We start from the raw sequence: 18,050 nt of genomic DNA on the forward strand, positions 1-18,050 counted from the left end.
GCGCCGATTTATAGGTTCGCGACCGGCGCCATTTTCGTGAAAAAGAGGGATAACGCGTTGAAACTATCGGATCTTTGGAGCATCTCATTTCTATCCTCCCGCTTCATCTTATGGGCCTTGTTCGTTTGTAATCTATTGGGTACGATTTACGGTTATATCTGGTATGATGCGCAACTGATGGATACTTGGCGCAGTCATCCGCATTGGCAGATCATCTTTGTTCCCGACAGTCCGACGGCGAGCTTGTTCTTTACCTTAAGTTTGTTATTTCTGCTGTTTCCGAGAAAGTTGAAGAAATACTTCCGCATCCGCACCTTGATCGAGGGGCTGGCTGTCGTGACGAGCGTGAAGTACGGGGTGTGGGCCGTTTCGATGATCTTCGCCGGTGCGTATCAGGGGGGAGAACTCGTATGGCAGGACTGGATGCTGGTTGCTTCCCATTTGGCGATGGCGGTGGAATCGCTGCTATTTGTCCGATTGTACAAGTTGGGTTCTTTGATGCTGCTGGGGGCCGGTGCCTGGACGCTGCTCAACGATACCGTGGATTACACCTATGAAGTTTATCCTTGGTTGCCGGAGACGTTATGGGACGATGTATCCGGTGTTGCCGTCTTTACCGTGGTTCTGACTTTCGCCAGTGTTGCCGCCGGTTGGCTTGCGCTAAAACAAGCTAAACGCGCTTAAGAGCAAGGTTCTAACGTAGGACAGCCTGCCATACCATGATGGTAGGGAGGGGATGTCCGTGAGACGAACTTGGGTGAAAGGAACGGCGGCCGCACTAGCTCTGCTTGCCGCGATGCTGCTCTGGAGCACAGCGGTGTTGGCTCAACCGGATGGGAATGGAGCTGGGAGCAGGGCAGGGGCGTCGTCATCGACGGGCGCGGCCGGCTTGTCAGAGCAGGAGCGCAGTGAGCGGTTGAAGCAACTCGAAGCGGCGTCAGAGCGCTTGTATGAACATATGCAACAAGGAAATACCACGGAGGCGCTGTCCGACATGGACAAATTGATCGGAGCGCTGGAGGGCGTGTCCTTTAAGGGGTTGACGTCAGTGGAGGGAATCCATGCCTTAGCCGAAACGATTATGGACACCAAGGAAACGCTGGTCAAGGCGGAGATCCAGCCTGAGGCGTGGGCGTTATCCTCAGCTCGCTTGCGGCTGGCGGTGAACAGTCTGCTGCATCCGGACAAGGCCTTATGGCAGCAGTATTATAAGGTCATGGCGGATAACTTGCAGCAGATGAATCGCGCCCGTGCGGGCGGAAAACCGGCGGAGGTACGCAAGGCGTTCCAAGCCTTAGAGGGCCATTACGAAGTGGTACGTCCTGCCGCGGTAATTCGGCGCCCGGCCTCTGATGTCAACCAGTTCGACTCCTGGCTGTCCTATGTCGGTCGGTTGAGCGGGGAACGGACCTGGGATGAAGCAGCTTTGAAAGGGGCCGTCATTCAGGGAGAAGGCGCGCTAAAAGGGTTGTTCGGCCGTCGGGGAGACGAGCCTGTATTTCTGCCGATCACCGGCTTTGACAGCCCGTGGTATTGGAGTGGCTTGATCGGGCTTTGGATCGTGCTTGCTCTGACCTATACGGGCATCCGCAAGTATCGTGCCTCTCAAACCGTAACCGCAGTGCGGGAGCAACGACGGGAAGAGGATGCGCGTCGGTATAGGTTGTAGGTGATGGCGAGGGATAAAAGGCAATAACGGTAAAAGATACCCTTATTGTTGCGAGAAACTCGGATTTCGGCTGGATAAGGGTGGAAATTGGCCTTAATTTCGAAATGGGGACATATTTTACCGCTATGTTGATGTTCGGGTTAAAATAAATAAAGCAGGGAGGCAAAGGATTCTCTTAGCCGCTCTGCTTTTTGTTATGATGCCTCGCGTTTAATCCTCCTTGAACCCTTCTCCATGCACGTCATGCACGTCGCTGATGATGATGAACGCTCGCGGATCAACAGACTTTGCAATCGACTGCAGTCGCCGGATCTCTTGGCGGGACACGACGCAGTAAGCCATATGCTTCGCTTGCTTGGAGTAAGCCCCGATCGCTGGAATTAACGTCACGCCGCGGTCCATCTCCTTCGTGATAATATCGGCGATTGCCGGAGCATGATCGCTGATGATCGTAAACGCTTTGGCGGAATACGCGCCTTCCTGAATAAAATCGATGACCTTAGAGGCGATAAAGACAGCCACGAGCGTATACAGTATATTTTCCTTCCTAATATAGAAGAGTGACAATCCGATAATGACAATATCTAGTGTTAATATGACTTGTCCCATGCTGAATCCGTATTTACGTCCGAGAATCCGGGCCACGATATCCGAACCTCCGGTCGTCCCGCCAAAACGGAATACGATACCTAGGCCAGCCCCCAGCGTTACCCCCGCGTATAGCGAAACGAGGATATAATCCGTTTGTGTCTCGAACGGCAGGATCCAGCCCCCATGAATCATGCGCTCGAACAGCCACAGAAAGAAGGTCAGCGAGCCGATTCCGACCCCGGTCCAGATAATTTGTCGTCCCCCAAGGATCTTCCATCCGATCAGAAACAACGGGATGTTGAGCAGCAAGTTCGAAAGCGAAGGCGAGATGCCAAACGCATAGTTCAGGAGCAACGTGATGCCGGTGACCCCGCCTTCCATGAGCTGGTTGGGTAAGATAAAATAGAGGAGTCCAAACGCATAGATGGCCGTACCTAGTAAGATCGGCAGCAGCGTTTTGAGAAACCCGGAAAATTTGCTTGAGTTCATGAAAAAACTTCACCTGTCCCTAATGGAATTGTTGTAAATCCTTCGCTAATTGGCAATTGGTTAGATCTGCCTTTCCTAGTATACCTTTTTCTATGCGGTTTAAAAAATGATTTGTTTTCGTCACCTACTTACGATAACATAGGGAAAAACGGGACAATCAGCGGAGGGATCGGTGCTTGGAAGTTGACAAAGAGAAATCTCTTGCGGAAATGCAACGCGAAGTAGACCGTTACATCTCGCAGTTTAAAGAAGGCTATTTCAGCCCGCTCACGATGTTGGCGCGGATGTCTGAGGAAGTGGGCGAGCTGGCCCGCGAGGTCAATCATACCTACGGCGAGAAACCGAAGAAGAAGGACGAACCGGACAATTCCATCGAGCTGGAGTTAGGCGATATTCTGTTCATTACCATTTGCTTCGCCAACTCTCTTGGCATTAATTTGACCGAGGCCCATGATCAGGTCATGCATAAATTCGCAACCCGCGATGCGGATCGTTGGACGAAAAAGGACACCGAATAGGGTCATCCTTCATATGCTGTTAGTATGATCATCCCTACAGTAAAGGGGGATAGCACATGAAGGCGGAGGATTATTTGCAAAGAGCTTACCGAAGCATCTATGAAAACGACTTTGCTCAGGCGTTAAGTTGGTTCGAGCGAGCGCTGGACGTTCAGCCGGATCACGCGGATATCCACTATCGGTACTCGATCACCTGCGCCCGCAGCGGGCAGCTGGATAAGGCGCTTCAACATGCGCGTTTGGCTGCAGCTCTGGAACCTGCGCAGGACGAATATAAACTGCATTACGACCGTTTGCAATCCATGGAATTGACCCAAATGGCCAGACGGCAGCTGGAGAAGGCAGGCAACAAACGGAAATCCGCAGCCGAACCGGCAGCCCGTATGCTGAAGCGCGCCGTAGAGCTCGACCCGTTATCGTTGGATGCGCAGGTATGGCTGGCGATCGCCTACGGCGAACTTGAATGTTACGAACTGGCGCTTCAAGTGGTTCGCGACGCGTCGGCCCTTCCATTGGATGCCGGTGCGGCCGGTCAGCTGAAAGAAATGGAGCAGCGGTTGAAGCACCAAATCAAGCAATCATCATAGTAGAGAATGCGAGGAGATCAAGATGTCGGAACCAATTAAAGTTGCTGTGGCGGGCGCCGCCGGCAGAATGGGTAGAGAAGTGGTGAAGATGGTGCTCCAGGATCCGGAGCTTAAACTGGTAGCCGCCGTGAATCTATCGGATGCCGGCCTCGATGCCGGAACGCTGGTCGGCCTTCCGGCTTGCGGCGTTGCTTTGACGGGCGATTTGGAGAAGGCGCTGAGTGAGGCGCAGCCGCAGGTGTTGGTCGACTTCACGACGCCGCAGTCCGCCTACGCGAACACCGAGCTGGCGATCCGGCTCGGTGTTTCACCGGTTGTCGGTACAACCGGGTTTACGCCGGAGCAAATCGAAGATCTGGACAAGCTGTGCCATGTCAAGGGGATCGGCGGATTGATTGCGCCGAACTTCTCCATCGGGGCGATCTTGATGATGCGTTTCGCGGCGCAGGCGGCGAAATATTTCCCCCACCTGGAAATCATCGAATACCATGGCGATCAGAAGCTGGATGCGCCATCAGGGACGGCGGTGAAGACGGCCGAGCTCATCGCCGAGAACCGGAAGGAGCTGCGCCAAGGGAACCCGAACGAGGAAGAAACGATTGAAGGTGCGCGGGGCGGTTATTATAATGGATTCCGGATACATAGCGTTCGGTTGCCGGGCGTATTTGCTCAGCAGGAGGTTATTTTCGGCGGCTTTGGCCAGACGCTGAAAATTCGTCACGATTCTTATGAACGTGCCGGTTACATGCCGGGGGTCAATTTGGCGATCAAGAAAGTGATCGAATGCAAGGGCATGATTTACGGATTCGAACATTTCATGGAAGATTAAAGGGGACAAAAGCATATGTTGAACATCGCATTTATTGCTCATGACCGCAAGAAAGAGGATATTGTCAATTTCGCCATCGCTTACGAGCATGTATTTAAAGATAAGAGGCTTTATTCTACCGGAACGACCGGACAGCAAATTATGGATAACACTTCATTAAAAATCCATCGGTTCCTCTCGGGTCCGCTCGGAGGGGACCAACAGATCGGCGCATTAATTGCTCAGAACGAGATGGATCTGGTCATCTTCCTGCGTGATCCGTTGATGGCGCAGCCGCATGAACCGGACATCACCGCACTTCTGCGCCTATGCGACGTACACGGAATTCCGGTAGCCACCAATATGGCGACGGCAGAGATTCTGGTGCGGGCTCTAGATCGTGGGGATTTCGGCTGGCGCGAGCTGGTGGAGATGCATAAACCGGGGTTGACGAAATGAGTGAACCGCTGGATATCTTGATCTTCGGGGCGCACGCCGACGATGCCGAGATTGGAATGGCCGGCACGATCGCTAAGCATACCACCGCGGGTTACCGTGTCGGTATCTGCGATTTGACCGAAGCCGAGTTGTCCTCTAACGGCAATCCCACCCTGCGGAAGCAGGAAGCCGAAGCAGCAGCCAACGTGCTGGGATTAGCCGCGCGCGTCAATCTTGGACTGCCTGATCGAGGGTTGACCGGGTCGGCGGAGCAATTGGCTGCGGTCACCGAGGTTATTCGCGAGTTTGCGCCGCGTCTTGTGTTCGCACCGTACTGGGAGGATCGTCATCCCGACCATATCGATGCCAGCAAGCTGGTGGATGCTGCGATATTTAACGCCAAGCTTCGCCGATTTATGCCGGACAAGCCGGCGGTCCCTGCGCCCGAGCTTTATTTTTATTTCATCAATGATTGGAAAACGCCGGATTTGATCGTCGATGTGAGTGAAACCTACGAGCAGAAAGAACGGTCGCTACGGTGCTACCGTTCGCAGTTTGAGGCGGGTTCGCCTGGCGAAGACGTTGCTATAACCCCGCTTAATCAGGGATATGTGGAACGTGTCAAAGCCCGGGACTCGCTGATCGGACAGCGTTCGCTGATTCCATTTGCGGAAGGGTTTATGACGAAAACCGCTTATCCGGTAAATCTATTCGGCTCCCTACGCACATAAGCTGGAAGAGAGAATAACAACAAAGGAGGCCCCCACCATATGGAACCATTTTTGAAAATCGGCATCACTTGTTATCCATCCTTGGGCGGTTCGGGGGTTGTGGCCACCGAGCTGGGAAAATTGCTGGCGGAAAAGGGCCACGAAGTCCATTTCATCTCGCATAGCGTTCCTTTTCGCTTAGGGAGTTACCATAAGAATATCTTTTATCATGAAGTTGAGGTTAGCGATTACTACGTATTCCGTTATCCGCCTTATGATTTGTCATTGGCGACGAAAATGGCCACCGTTGCCAAAGCGCAAGGCCTGGATATTCTTCACGTGCATTATGCGGTACCGCACGCGGTTTGTGCATTCCTCGCCAAGCAGATGGTGGGTGACTCGTTAAAGGTTGTGACGACGCTGCATGGGACAGACATTACGGTGTTGGCGCAGGACGAATCGCTAAAGGATTTGATCCGGTTGGCGATTAATGAAAGCGACGCGGTGACGTCAGTCTCGCGCGATTTGATGCGGGAAACCCGGGAAGTGTTGGACATTACCCGGGATATTGACTTGACGTACAACTTCGTTGACGAGCGAGTATATTATCCAAGGGATGCGAAGAGCTGCCGGATGGATTTTGCTGCACCAGGCGAGAAAGTGCTGATGCACGTCTCCAACTTCCGACCGGTGAAACGGGTCAGCGATGTCGTTGATATTTTTCATCGGGTCAACGAGCAGGTTCCTTCCCAATTGTTGTTTGTCGGTGAAGGGCCGGAGTTGCCCAAAATTCAATGCAAGATCAAGGACCTTGGCCTAGCCGACCGGGTGCATTTCCTGGGTAAACAGGATGATATCGCTCATGTGATTTCGATGGCCGATGTCTTGTTACTGCCCTCAGAGAAGGAAAGCTTCGGCTTAGTTGCTCTGGAAGCGATGGCCTGCGGCGTGCCGACCGTTGGTTCGGTGGCCGGCGGGATTCCGGAGCTGGTGACCCACGGAGAGACCGGATTCTTGGCACCGATCGGCGATACGAAGCAGATGGCGGAGCATTGCATCGCGCTGTTGCAGAACCCTGATCTGGCTGCACGGATCCGCGAAGCTTGCTTGACTCGGGCGAAAACGGAGTTCAGCAGCGAGATGACGACGGCGGCATATGAAGAGATTTATTACCGTGTGCTCAATCGTCAACTGCCAACGTTGAATCCGGCTTGCAGCTAAAGTTGATTGGCGAGAGGGCAGGAATCTAAAGATCGAATCGGCGCAGGGCTTGAGGCCCTGCGCTTGTTGTGCCGTATGGATGACGATAGATTAAAGTTGATTGGAAGGGAGGTGTCCGCAATCGAAATGAATCGTTGGAGTCAGGTCGACCCCCTTATGTTGGCTCAGGGGGAAAATGTGCTGCGCGTATTGCGGGATGGCGGGCACCAGGCCTTTTTTGTCGGGGGCTGTGTTCGCGATGAACTGATGGATCGCCCGGTCCACGATATGGACATCGCCACCTCGGCTAGACCTGACGAGGTCGTTCGGTTGTTCGATCGCACGGTTCCGACGGGAATTCAACATGGCACGGTGACGGTGCTCATGGAAGATCAGGCGTTCGAGGTGACGACGTTCCGCAGGGAGTCGGATTACGCGGATCACCGTCGTCCGGGTTCGGTGGAGTTTGTGGATGCGGTCACCGAGGATTTGCAGCGGCGTGACTTTACTATGAACGCTATCGCCCGGGGGCTGGATGGCGAACTGATTGATCCGTTTGACGGCCGATCCGATATCGAGCGTGGGCTGATCCGCTGTGTTGGCGTTGCCGAAGAACGGTTTGAGGAGGATGCCCTGCGGATGATGCGGGCCGTCCGGTTTGCTTCGACGTTTGGCTTCCGCCCGGTCAAGAGCTTATGGAAGGCGCTCCTTGATGGCCGGGACAAGTTGAGCTGTATCGCGACGGAGCGCGTGCGTATGGAGATGGAGAAGATCGTGCTGGGCCCGGACCCGCTCCGAGGACTCGCCCTGCTGGAGCGCAGCGGGTTGTTCCGGCATGCGAAGGCCGCGCAAGGACCGGCCGCGACGGAGGCGGAGGCGGACGCAGGCGGCGAGGCACCCGGCGCGGAAGCGGCGCTGGCGCAGCGCCTGCTGCACCGCGAGCCGCCACGCCGTGCGCTGCTGGCCGCGCTGCCGCTGCTGGAGCCGGCGCCGCCGGCGCAGCGCTGGTCGCTGCTGCTGCAAGCCCTAGGCGCCCCGGGCGAAGCGGCTTCCCCGCTGCTCAAAAGCTGGACGTTCCCGAACCAGACCGCCCAGGAGGCGGCTGGGATCGTCCGCTTTGACGAAGCGTGGGAAGCCGTCCATGCCGGGGCGCCGGGCGAGCGCGAGCAGCGGCGCGGCTGGATCGGCCTGCAGGTCGCGTTCGGCCGCGAAACCGCCGGGCTGTGGCTGCGCCGTCAGCAGACGGTGCTACAAGCGGCCTCGGGCGACGACGCATGGCGGCAGGCCGGCCAGGCCATGCTGACCCGCGCGGCCCAATGGCACCGCGAGGTGCAAGTACATACGCTGAAGGAGCTTGCCGTCAGCGGCGGCGAAGTGCTGCAAGCAGCTGAACGCAAAGGCGGCCCTTGGCTTAGCGAGTTGCTGCGGGAGTTGCTGCTTGCGGTTGCCGCAGGTGAGCTGCCTAATGATCGGCAGACTCTTCTGGATCATGTCAAAACGGGGGTGAAGGAAGATGGAAGCAAATCGGTTGATTGAGATGCTCCTGGAGCATCCGGGGCAATATATATCCGGTGAGGAGATCAGCCGCCGACTGTCGATCAGCCGGACGGCGGTGTGGAAACAAATCGCCAAGCTGCGCGAGGAAGGTTATGAATTCGAGTCGGCGCCCCGGCGGGGATACAGACTGATCCGTCAGCCGGACAAGCTGAGTCAAGCCGGCTTGCTGCATGCGCTGCAAGGGAACCGCATCTTCGGACGAAGACTGAAGCTGTTGGAATCCACTCCTTCCACTCAGGAGGAGGTACGCAAACTGGCGGAGGAAGGGGCGCCTCACGGTACGCTGGTCCTCGCCGAGGAACAGACGGCCGGGCGCGGGCGTCAAGGCCGGCGCTGGTATTCACCTCCCGGCAAGGGGATTTGGATGAGCCTGCTGCTGCGTCCGGAACGGCAGCCTTTGTCGATCGCGCCGCAATTGACATTACTTGCGGCCGTTGCGGTATGCCGCGCCGTCCGCAAAGTTGGCGGCGTCGATGCCGGAATCAAGTGGCCTAACGATATTTTGGTGGGCGGACGGAAGTTATGTGGCATTATCGTCGAATCGGTCGCTGAAGATGAGTTGATCCGTTTTGCCGTGGCAGGTATCGGCATTGACGTGAATTTGGAGGCGAACGACATTCCGCAGGAGCTATCGCCAATCGCCACTTCCCTTTCGCTGGAGAGCGGTCGGCGGATTGATCGGATCACACTTATTGGCGCTGTTTTGACTGAGATGGAGCAGCTTTACGAGCTGTATACCCAGGAAGGTTTTGCTCCGGTGAGTCATTTGTGGGAGGCGCTGTCGGTTACACTTGGCCGCGAGATTGCCGTTCATACCCCAAACGGGGTGCTAAAAGGAACGGCAACCGGATTGGATCCCAGCGGTGCATTATTGCTCCTGGATCAAGATGGTAAACATTTCACGATTTTCTCTGGAGAAGTACAACTTGGCGGATGAAAAATAGAACGTAATTTGTTATACTGAGCACAGGAGGCGGTATCGGCCAAGATCCGAACTGCACTCCGGGCGCTCGTCGGAGGTATGTAAAGTGAGTGTTCAACCGTCGGAAGACGACTTGAACAACCACGATCAAGTTGCGTTGGATTCTGCTCTGAGCCGTAAGAGGGACCGAGACAGAAGAACGAGGAATGAACTCTTCTTTGGACTTCGGACCTTTTTAGTGCCAAACTAAAAGGTTTTTTTGTTGTGCGCGTTTTTTCAAGGTTCGCACGTTTCCAAACCGAAGGAGATGGATCAAATGGCAGGTAAACAAGCGTTAAACATCGTAAAAATGAAAAAAATGAAGCAGGACGGCATCCCGCTGGCCATGATCACCGCATACGACTATCCGTCGGCCCAGTTGGCCGAGGAGGCGGGTGCAGATCTGTTGCTAGTCGGAGACTCGTTGGGCAATGTAGTTTTTGGGTATGATTCGACGATTCCCGTGACGCTGGACGATATGGTTTACCATTCCCGTTCGGTTGCGCGCGGAGCGCAGCATACGTTTATTGTCACCGATATGCCGTTTATGACCTACCACGGAAGCATCGATGAAACCCTGCGGAACGTCCGCCGTTTGATGCAGGAAGGTCATGCTCATGCCGTCAAAATGGAAGGCGGTGCAGAGATTGCCGGTGCCGTTCAGGCCATCGTACATGCGGGTGTTCCGGTATTGGGTCATATCGGTTTAACGCCGCAGTCCGTCAATCAGATCGGTGGTTACCGGGTGCAGGGCAAGGACGCTGCGGATGCCAAGCGGCTGATGGATGATGCCAAAGCGCTGGAACGTGCCGGCGCCTTTGGTGTAGTGCTGGAGCTGGTCACCGAAGAGGTGGCAACGGCGATTTCCCGGGAGTTGTCCATCCCGACCATCGGTATCGGGGCAGGGCGTGGCTGTGACGGCCAAGTACTGGTCTACCATGACGTCTTGAAATATACCGCGGATTACCGCGACAAACGATTCGTCAAAACGTATGCCGATCTCGGTGCGCAGGTGCGCCGCGGCATTACGGAATACGTAGCCGACGTCAAGAATCGCTCGTTCCCGGCGGAAGAGCATGTCTTCCGTGCGGATCAAGGCGTACAGGAATCTCTGGGTACGCTGTACGGCAAAGGAAAGGTGGAAGTCCGGTCATGATGACCTTTACGAATATACGGACGCTTCGTGAACAGTTGAAGGAAACGCGGTTCACAGCGGCCACAAAGGGCAAACAAATCAAAATTGCGCTCGTTCCGACGATGGGATTTTTGCACGAGGGGCATGCCAGCTTGCTGCGCAAAGCGCGGGCAGAGAATGATTTAGTGGTGCTAAGCATTTTCGTGAATCCGATCCAATTTGGCCCTAATGAGGATTTTGAGCGGTATCCCCGCGATCCTGAGAAAGACTTGGCTTTGGCTGAGCGGGAGGGCGTAGATTTTGTTTTTCTGCCCAGCGTTGAAGAGATGTACCCGCAGCCGACGCGAACAGGAATTAAAGTCGCCGACTTGACGGATGTCTTGTGTGGAGCGTCACGTCCGGGCCATTTCGATGGCGTTACGACCGTTGTCGGTAAGCTGCTGCATATCGTGCAGCCGGATCGGGCTTATTTTGGGCAAAAGGATGCCCAGCAGGTGGCGGTCATTGCGCAGATGGTGCTGGACTTGAATTTTGACGTTGAAATTGTGCCTTGTCCGATCGTACGTGAGGCCGACGGACTAGCGCTTAGCTCCCGCAACGTATACCTGAGTGCGGAAGAACGTCAGGCCGCTCTTGTCCTGTCGCGCAGCTTACTAGCGGCACAGGCCAAGGCAGATACGGTAGCCAATGTGACCGCAGGAGAGGTGCTTGCCGAATTGCGTGATTCGATTGGCGCTGAACCGCTGGCTGTGATTGATTATGTGGAGATTGCCGAATTTCCGGGGCTTGCCCCGGTGGCTGGCGGAGATCGTATTGACGTTTCCGAACGCCGGAGCGACGTGCTGATTGCCGTTGCCGTAAAGTTTGGCAATACCCGGCTGATCGATAACGTTATCCTAACGAAGAAGGTGAACGACTGATGTATAGAACAATGATGAAATCGAAAATCCACCGGGCGACGGTGACAGAAGCAAATTTGAATTATGTCGGCAGCATCACGATTGATGAGGAATTGATGGAGGCTTCCGACCTGTTGGAGAATGAGAAAGTCCAAATCGTAAACAATAATAATGGTGCTCGCCTAGAGACTTATGTGATTCCAGGACCTCGCGGGAGCGGCGTCATTTGTCTGAACGGCGCGGCAGCACGGCTTGTACAGCCGGGGGATAGTGTCATCATCATTTCTTATGCCCAACTGTCGGCGGAAGAGGTACGCAGCCATAAACCAACGGTTGTGTTCGTTGACGAGAACAATAAGCCGGTGGAGAAGGCGCATCAAGAGCTCCACGCCATGATCCGCTAATATAAGGTAGTTCAAAAAGTCATCTTCGGATCACGAAGTGGACTCGGGATGGGGGCTCGGCGTCGAATCTTGAATTCAGCCGGGCCCTCCGTGTTGCTCACGTAGCCTCCAGCTACGGTTCGCACCTCGTCAAACGTCGCATCGCGACTTGTACTCGATTTTTCGCATACAATTATTGGCCGCTGTATTCGCCGCCTTGACGATACTCCAGCTTGTGAATCCGCCACCACGGGAGCCCAAACTTGACGGCATCTACCACCACCGCGACGAAACACAAACCTAAAGCACACTGCAAAAAAGTGTAATTCCTCCCTGCGGGAATGAAATCGGTCCCCGAAACAAAAAATGATCGTAAGGCTCGGACTGATTTCATTTTCGTTTGGGGGGATGCGAATGATGTTTCAGCATGTGTTTGCGGAAATGAATGAGATGTTGGACGAAATCACAAGGAAATACCCCTTGGCCGGCAACGCCCAGAAGCTGGAGCTGGCTAAGAAGTGGAGCCTGCTTCAGCATATGAGTGACGGCATCATCGAGGAGTGGCTGTGTTTCGAGGAGAAAATGGGTTATCTGCGCCATGCGTTTGGGAGCATGGAATCGAAGGAGACGCCCGATCTTCCTGAACTGGATGACCCCATCTTTATCAAGGGACAAGGGTATTACAAGCTCCTGATGTTTCCCCAGGCTTTATCCCAATTTGAGCAGTCCATGCAGCAGTTCCCGGACAGTGTGCTCGCCCGGACCTACCTGGGGATGTGCCATCTGCATCTGGAGCAATCCGACAAAGCCGTGAAGCACTTCTGGCTGGTGCTGGAGAAGGCAAGTAACAAACGGCTTCGTTCGATCATTTATAACGCGCTTGGATGCATTGAAGCGCAAAAAGGGGTTTTTGCCAAGGCAAAAGAGTACTTCAAGTTGGCTCATCACAGCGATCCGTCCTTGCCCGAGCCACTCGCCAATTTGGAGGCCTGCACGCACAGCACGGGGAAACTGCATTACGGCCCAGAGTTGACTTCCTTGTTGTAGGTCATTTATTGTAGATCTCATTCGATTGATCTCACTTGTTTACGGTTTGATTGATGAAGCGATGCGAATTTCCGCTTAAAGCGGCGCATCGCTTATTTTGTTTTGTGATTTTTATTACAGATCCCGTTTGTATTAATTTTCAAATCGGTTATCTTCTGTTATGCTGTAAAGAGACTGGAATGAAGGGACAATTAATAGCAATGAAATACGCAGTGCTTGATTTTGAAACGACGGGTAACCAGTCCTCCGATGAAATTATTCAAGTGGGACTTGCCATTATAGAACCGGACAAGACAATATCGCAGGTGTACCGTTCCTTTGTCAAACCGGGAATTCCGATCCCTCCCTTTATTACGGGATTGACGGGAATTACCGAGGATGACGTCAAGGATGCGCCTGAGCTGGACGAAGTGATGGTGGAGATGGTTCCGCTTCTGAACGACGTCGTCTTGGTCGGGCACAATGTTGCATTTGATTTTAACTATTTACAGAGCGCTTTGGACAAAACAGGTTATTTGCCGTTTACCGGGCGCATCCTGGATACGATGGATTTCTTGAAAATCCTGTTTCCTTCGCTCACCTCCTATCAGCTGGGTCAGGTGGCGGCGGAGTTTGAAGTGGAACATGATCGTCCTCATCAGGCGGACAGCGACGCTCTGGCGACGGCGCTCATTTTTCTGAAATGTCTGGAGGAATGCGCGCAGCTGCCGCTCTTGACCTTGCAGCGTCTTTCCGATTTGTTTGCCGGTGAGGACAGCGATCTGGGTTGGTTTTTTGATGCGATGGTGCAAGAGAAGGAACGCGAGGCGATGCCAAGCGAGGATGGCTTTGTGTATTATCGCCAATTCGCCTTGCAGGCGGAAGATTGGCTGGACATCGCAGCGCCAAGGGACAGCGCGGACCGAAATCCGCTTGCTGACGTGTCCTTCGAGCAATTCATGGAGCAGGTCCGGGAACGGTTGCGGGAGCGTTTGCCGCAATACGAGGAGCGAGAAGCCCAGAACATGATGCTGAACGAAGTCATGCGGGCTTTCGAGGAAGACAAGCATTTGCTGGTCGAAGCTGGAACCGGAACCGGCAAATCCTTGGGGTATCTTCTGCCGGCCATTTACCACAGTGTGAAGAACGACGAGAAGGTGATGGTCAGCACGCATACCATCAATCTGCAGGAGCAGCTGCGAGAGCGCGACGTGCCGCTGTTGACGGAGGTCGTGCCTTTTCCTTTCCGCGCTGCTGTATTTAAAGGAAGGCAGCATTATTTGTGCTTGCGCAAATTTGAACATAAAATGAATAGGAAAGATTTCGCGACACCTAAAGAAGAGGTGATGACGGCCGCGCAAATGGTTGTGTGGCTGACACAAACGGAAAGCGGCGACGATGAGGAGCTCAATCTCGGTAACCGCGGCGGTGACTTCTGGGAGACGGTAGCCAGTGAATCGGAATCCTGTCTAGGCCGTTCCTGCCCCTGGTTCCGCAAATGCTTCTATCATCGTGCCAAGCACGAAGCCGGAGTAGCGGACGTGGTCATCACGAACCACTCTAAATTGTTTACGGACATCCAGGCCGGTCATCAACTGCTGCCGGGCTATGAGCGTCTAGTCATCGATGAGGCGCATCATTTGGAAGATGTGGCCGGCAAGCATCTAGGTATTCATATGAAATATTTTACGGTCGTCCATACGCTAACCCGCTTGTTTAAAGACAGCAAGACAGGCCAGTTGGCGAATCTCCGGAGCTCTCTTGATGCGTCGTCCGCGGAGAAGAGTTCGGAGTGGTGCGCAGTGATTGATGACATCTACCCGACGCTCGTGGATGTGAAAGAGAGCTGGGACAAGCTCAGCGAGCTGCTGTTCAGCTTGATGCCGGACCGCAGTGACGCAGCCCCCGGCGACCCGGGGCAATTCGTATACCGGTTGCTGCCGACCCGCAAGCCGAAGGATTGGGAGATACTGACCGCCCTCGAGAACCAGATTTACGTGGGGCTAGGGGATGTGCTGCGCAAAGGGGATCGTCTCTTGTCCGAGATTCGGGAGGAGCAAGACGACTATGCTGCGGAAAGCCTGCTCACCGATATTAGCGGTTTGTTTAAAGATTTGGCGGGTGAACGGGAATCGCTGCGGTTCTTCATGAAGCTGGAGAGCGAAGACACGGTTTATTGGATGGAAGCCAACGGGAATTACCGCAGCCGCTCGCTGCAAATGTACGCGGTGCCGATCGACGTCAGCGCTCAGTTGAAGGAATTTTTCTTCGATCGGAAAAAAAGTGTGGTTATGACTTCCGCGACATTATCGGTCGATAAATCGTTCCAGTATATGATCGAGCAGTTGGGCTTGACGGAGGCGGCGGAAGAGGACCAGTTGATCACGTCGATGTTGCCATCTCCATTTAATTATCGGGACCAGGCACTCTTAGTTATTCCGCGTGATTTTCCGAGCGTGAAGGGCAGCGTGGGAGATGATCATTTCATTAACACGCTGGTACAGTCGTTGGCGGATTCCGCGGTGGCTACGAAAGGCCGAATGCTGGTGCTGTTTACGTCGTATCGGATGTTGAGACAGGTGTATGACCCGCTGAAGGAGTTGCTTTCGGCACAGGGGATCACCGTCATTGGACAAGGGATGGACAGCGGCAGCCGTACCAAGCTGACAAGGCGCTTCCAGGGTCAGAACGCTTCGGTGCTGCTGGGGACGAGCAGCTTCTGGGAAGGGGTAGACATCCCCGGCGAGGCGCTGACGAGTTTGGCGATCGTGCGACTGCCTTTTCAACCGCCGAACCACCCGCTGGTGGAAGCCAAGAGTGAGAGACTGCAGCGAGAGAAGAAGAATCCATTCATGAAATTATCCGTCCCGCAGGCGGTTATCCGCTTCAAGCAAGGATTCGGGCGGCTCGTCCGTTCGTCACAGGATCGCGGTATCGTAATCGTGTATGATACCCGTATCCTGGAATCTTATTATGGGAAATATTTCTTATACTCTTTGCCCGGACCGAAGATGGAGCATATGCCAATGAATCAAATGGTACCGCGTATCTCGGAATGGTTGAATCCCGAAGCCTAAACCGCTTCATTGATCGCATTGAAGAATAGGGGGAAACGAAGCATGAAGTCAGAGAAAATTTCGGACGCCGTTGTCCGCAGACTACCGGTTTATCTGCGTTTCTTGAACGAACTCAGCCGCCGGGAAGTTCCGACGGTATCCTCGCAAGAGCTGGGCCAGAAGCTGGTTCTGAATCCTGCGCAAATCCGCAAGGATTTGGCGTATTTCGGGGATTTTGGCCGGAAGGGGATCGGTTACGACGTAGCTTATCTAATCGAGAAAATCCAGCAAATTCTCAACCTGGACCAGCAGATTAACGTGGCGCTTGTTGGTGCCGGTAATCTGGGCCAAGCCCTTTCGAATTATAATGCGTATTTGAAGGATAATATGAAAATCGTCGCCGTGTTTGATGCATCGCCAGCAAAGATCGGTACCCAAATTAACAACATCACGATTCAACCGATTGAGGAGCTGGTAGATACAGTACGAGCGAATAATATCCGTATCGGGATCATTACGGTACCTGATACAGAAGCCCAGCGCGTGGCGGATGAACTGGTTAAAGCCGGCATCGGGGCCATCTTGAACTTTGCTCCGACGATTCTGAAGGTACCCGCAGAAGTGCGGATTCATGCCGCCGATTTCACAACGGACCTGCTTAGCTTGGCCTATTACTTGGAGGACGGAAAGGAACAAGCCAACGTATGAGTCGTAAATGGTTAATCAAAAACGGGACATTTGCCGTACTGGAGACGGATCGTCCCGTGATTCAAGGATATATGCTTGTTGAAGGTGATTCGATCACTTATATCGGTGAAGAACGCCCGGAAGGCGTGGAAGGCGCAGAAACGTTTGACGGCAAAGGTCTGTTATTCTTGCCGGGTTTGATCAACACCCATGGCCATGCGGCGATGTCGCTGCTGCGCGGCTACGGGGATGACATGGTCCTGCAAACCTGGCTGCAGGAGAAGATGTGGCCGATGGAAGCCAAGTATACCGCCGCCGACGTCTATGCTGGAACGGCGTTGTCCGTACTGGAAATGCTCAAAGGCGGTACGACCACGTTCCTGGACATGTATGATCATATGGATGAAGTAGCCAAGGTTGTGGAGGAATCCGGCATTCGCGCTGTGTTGATGCGCGGGGCGATCGGGTTGTGCTCGCCGGAGGAGCAAGATCAGAAGCTGAAAGAAGCGATTGCATTTGCTCAGAACTGGCAGGGCAAAGCGGAAGGCCGCATCACCACGATGATGTCGCCGCATTCACCGTACACCTGTCCACCCGCCTTTATTGAGAAGTTCGTGCAAGCTGCCCATGATCTTGGCCTGCCCATGCATACGCATATGTCGGAGACGCGCACCGAGGTGGAGCAGAACGTGAACGATTACGGCGTCCGCCCGGTAGAGCATCTGCGGAAGCTGGGGATGTTCTCCCGTCCGACGCTGCTCGCCCATGCCGTACATTTGACGGACGAGGAAATCGAGGTTTTGGCTTCGCATGGAGTGACCATCTCACATAATCCGGGTAGTAACTTAAAGTTGGCCAGCGGTGTAGCCCGTGTACCAGAACTTTTGAAGAAGGGTGTAGTGGTGTCACTGGGAACGGACGGACCGGCCAGTAACAACAACCTTGACATGCTGGAGGAGATTCGGTTGGCCGCGCTGATCCATAAAGGGGTATCCGGCGATCCTACCGCAGTGCCAGCGCTGGAAGCCCTGAAGATGGGAACGGAATACGGCGCGAAGTCGGTCTTTTTACCGAATACCGGGAAGTTAGCAGCTGGCATGAAGGCGGATTTCATCGCCTTGAATACGGAGCAAGCTCATTTTCTGCCGCGAACGGACTTCATCTCGCACACTGTGTATTCGGCTGGACCCAAGGACGTCGAGCATGTTTGGGTGAACGGTAAACAGGTTATCAAACATGGAGCTTGCCTGACACTTGATGAGGAACGCATCCGGCACGACGCTCAAGCAGCGTTCGAAGGACTGCTGGCGCGGTAATACGCCAGGATAGGAAAGGA

Annotated in this window: 19 protein-coding genes; 17 read left to right on the plus strand and 2 right to left on the minus strand. The window is 54.2% G+C overall.

Features of this window, described 5'->3' with window-relative positions; all coding sequences use genetic code 11:
* The first annotated feature begins 57 nt into the window (after positions 1 to 57).
* Together M0651_RS04185 and M0651_RS04190 are read left to right on the plus strand one after the other, a co-directional pair.
* On the plus strand, positions 58 to 684 hold the full coding sequence (locus M0651_RS04185) for a DUF1405 domain-containing protein (protein ID WP_248550575.1): 627 nt from the start codon (positions 58 to 60) through the stop codon (positions 682 to 684).
* A 58-nt stretch (positions 685 to 742) separates the two neighbouring features.
* The gene (locus M0651_RS04190) at positions 743 to 1,669 is read left to right on the plus strand and encodes a sporulation protein YpjB (RefSeq protein WP_248550576.1); all 927 of its coding nucleotides are present in this window, start codon (positions 743 to 745) and stop codon (positions 1,667 to 1,669) included.
* 210 nt (positions 1,670 to 1,879) lie between these two features.
* Here the strand turns inward: M0651_RS04190 and M0651_RS04195 are convergent, their stop codons facing one another.
* Positions 1,880 to 2,749, minus strand: a complete 870-nt coding sequence (locus tag M0651_RS04195; RefSeq protein WP_248550577.1) for a YitT family protein — start codon at positions 2,747 to 2,749, stop codon at positions 1,880 to 1,882.
* Positions 2,750 to 2,958: 209 nt separating this feature from the next.
* Between M0651_RS04195 and M0651_RS04200 the strand changes: the two genes are divergently transcribed.
* The 11 genes from M0651_RS04200 (at position 2,959) to panD (ending at position 11,966) form a co-directional block, all read left to right on the plus strand.
* Positions 2,959 to 3,267, plus strand: a complete 309-nt coding sequence (locus tag M0651_RS04200; protein ID WP_248550627.1) for a nucleotide pyrophosphohydrolase — start codon at positions 2,959 to 2,961, stop codon at positions 3,265 to 3,267.
* A gap of 56 nt (positions 3,268 to 3,323) precedes the next feature.
* Positions 3,324 to 3,854: a tetratricopeptide repeat protein gene (locus tag M0651_RS04205; RefSeq protein ID WP_248550578.1), complete on the plus strand. Its 531-nt coding sequence runs from the start codon at positions 3,324 to 3,326 to the stop codon at positions 3,852 to 3,854.
* 22 nt (positions 3,855 to 3,876) lie between these two features.
* A complete protein-coding gene (dapB, locus tag M0651_RS04210) occupies positions 3,877 to 4,683 on the plus strand; it encodes a 4-hydroxy-tetrahydrodipicolinate reductase (protein ID WP_248550579.1) in 807 nt (268 codons plus the stop codon).
* Between the two features lie 15 nt (positions 4,684 to 4,698).
* Complete coding sequence (gene mgsA / locus M0651_RS04215; RefSeq protein WP_155605326.1) at positions 4,699 to 5,121, plus strand: methylglyoxal synthase; 423 nt, start codon at positions 4,699 to 4,701, stop codon at positions 5,119 to 5,121.
* Positions 5,118 to 5,831, plus strand: coding sequence for a bacillithiol biosynthesis deacetylase BshB1 (gene bshB1 / locus M0651_RS04220; RefSeq protein ID WP_248550580.1), 714 nt, complete (start codon positions 5,118 to 5,120; stop codon positions 5,829 to 5,831). Before mgsA ends, bshB1 begins: the two co-directional genes overlap by 4 nt.
* A 39-nt stretch (positions 5,832 to 5,870) precedes the next feature.
* Positions 5,871 to 7,031 carry an N-acetyl-alpha-D-glucosaminyl L-malate synthase BshA gene (bshA, locus tag M0651_RS04225; RefSeq protein WP_248550581.1) on the plus strand — a complete coding sequence of 387 codons (1,161 nt, stop codon included), beginning with the start codon at positions 5,871 to 5,873 and terminating at the stop codon, positions 7,029 to 7,031.
* A 126-nt stretch (positions 7,032 to 7,157) separates the two neighbouring features.
* Positions 7,158 to 8,546 (plus strand): CCA tRNA nucleotidyltransferase, encoded by a 1,389-nt coding sequence (locus M0651_RS04230; RefSeq protein ID WP_248550582.1) that lies wholly within the window; start codon positions 7,158 to 7,160, stop codon positions 8,544 to 8,546.
* Positions 8,524 to 9,504, plus strand: a complete 981-nt coding sequence (locus tag M0651_RS04235; RefSeq protein WP_248550583.1) for a biotin--[acetyl-CoA-carboxylase] ligase — start codon at positions 8,524 to 8,526, stop codon at positions 9,502 to 9,504. The genes M0651_RS04230 and M0651_RS04235 overlap by 23 nt, the downstream gene beginning before the upstream one ends.
* A 301-nt stretch (positions 9,505 to 9,805) precedes the next feature.
* Positions 9,806 to 10,684, plus strand: coding sequence for a 3-methyl-2-oxobutanoate hydroxymethyltransferase (gene panB, locus M0651_RS04240; protein ID WP_248550584.1), 879 nt, complete (start codon positions 9,806 to 9,808; stop codon positions 10,682 to 10,684).
* The gene (gene panC, locus M0651_RS04245) at positions 10,681 to 11,583 is read left to right on the plus strand and encodes a pantoate--beta-alanine ligase (protein ID WP_248550585.1); all 903 of its coding nucleotides are present in this window, start codon (positions 10,681 to 10,683) and stop codon (positions 11,581 to 11,583) included. The genes panB and panC overlap by 4 nt, the downstream gene beginning before the upstream one ends.
* A complete protein-coding gene (gene panD, locus M0651_RS04250) occupies positions 11,583 to 11,966 on the plus strand; it encodes an aspartate 1-decarboxylase (RefSeq protein WP_155605320.1) in 384 nt (127 codons plus the stop codon). Before panC ends, panD begins: the two co-directional genes overlap by 1 nt.
* A gap of 172 nt (positions 11,967 to 12,138) precedes the next feature.
* Here panD and M0651_RS24055 read toward each other — a convergent pair whose 3' ends face one another.
* The gene (locus M0651_RS24055) at positions 12,139 to 12,261 is read right to left on the minus strand and encodes a hypothetical protein (protein WP_282577745.1); all 123 of its coding nucleotides are present in this window, start codon (positions 12,259 to 12,261) and stop codon (positions 12,139 to 12,141) included.
* A 98-nt stretch (positions 12,262 to 12,359) separates the two neighbouring features.
* Between M0651_RS24055 and M0651_RS04255 the strand changes: the two genes are divergently transcribed.
* From M0651_RS04255 to M0651_RS04270, 4 genes are all read left to right on the plus strand, one after another.
* Positions 12,360 to 12,992 carry a tetratricopeptide repeat protein gene (locus M0651_RS04255; protein WP_372490875.1) on the plus strand — a complete coding sequence of 211 codons (633 nt, stop codon included), beginning with the start codon at positions 12,360 to 12,362 and terminating at the stop codon, positions 12,990 to 12,992.
* A gap of 200 nt (positions 12,993 to 13,192) precedes the next feature.
* A complete protein-coding gene (gene dinG, locus M0651_RS04260) occupies positions 13,193 to 16,048 on the plus strand; it encodes an ATP-dependent DNA helicase DinG (RefSeq protein WP_248550629.1) in 2,856 nt (951 codons plus the stop codon).
* A gap of 18 nt (positions 16,049 to 16,066) precedes the next feature.
* Positions 16,067 to 16,735, plus strand: coding sequence for a redox-sensing transcriptional repressor Rex (locus tag M0651_RS04265; protein ID WP_282577766.1), 669 nt, complete (start codon positions 16,067 to 16,069; stop codon positions 16,733 to 16,735).
* The gene (locus M0651_RS04270) at positions 16,732 to 18,030 is read left to right on the plus strand and encodes an amidohydrolase (RefSeq protein WP_248550587.1); all 1,299 of its coding nucleotides are present in this window, start codon (positions 16,732 to 16,734) and stop codon (positions 18,028 to 18,030) included. The genes M0651_RS04265 and M0651_RS04270 overlap by 4 nt, the downstream gene beginning before the upstream one ends.
* Positions 18,031 to 18,050 lie beyond the last annotated feature (20 nt).

The organism is Paenibacillus mellifer (genome assembly GCF_023195895.1).
Taxonomy (GTDB): domain Bacteria; phylum Bacillota; class Bacilli; order Paenibacillales; family Paenibacillaceae; genus Fontibacillus; species Fontibacillus mellifer.